Source organism: Aerococcus sp. L_32 (genome assembly GCF_050689315.1).
The window spans coordinates 1-619 of record NZ_JBOEQF010001090.1; the positions used below are offsets into that span (position 1 = coordinate 1).

Here is a 619-nt window from a genome sequence, read left to right on the forward strand (position 1 = left end):
GGCAGCCGAATTTGACTATGCTGGTACTCAAGCTTGTTTTGCATTAAAAGAGGAAGGATACGAAGTTGTCCTAATTAATTCGAATCCAGCGACAATAATGACTGATCGCAAGATGGCCGATAAGATTTATATCGAACCAATTACTGAAGAAATGGTTTCTAAAATTTTATACGAAGAAAAACCAGATGCAATTTTACCATCGCTTGGTGGTCAAACTGGCTTAAACATGGCTTTGACTTTAGATGCTTCAGGTATTTTAGAAGAATTAGATATTGAGTTAATTGGTACAAACCTTAAAGCCATTGACCAAGCAGAAGACCGTGAGTTATTTAAAAACTTGATGACTTCAATCGGCCAACCTGTTCCAGATTCGACAATTGTTCACACTGTTGATGAAGCGGTTGATTTTGCCAATGAAATTGGTTACCCAATTATTGTAAGACCAGCCTTTACCATGGGTGGTTCTGGTGGTGGTATCTGTGAAGACCAAGCATCACTTGAAAAAATCGTTAAAAATGGTTTGATTTTATCGCCAGTAACCCAATGTTTAATTGAGAAATCAATTGCTGGTTACCAAGAAATCGAATATGAAGTAATGAGAGATGGCGCGGGTGTTGCT

1 pseudogene is annotated in these 619 nt (G+C 38.0%); it reads left to right on the forward strand.

The annotated features are described in order from the left end of the window. Positions 1-619 (forward strand): annotated as a pseudogene (locus ACRCJ0_RS18325) (carbamoyl-phosphate synthase large subunit); the annotation flags it as partial.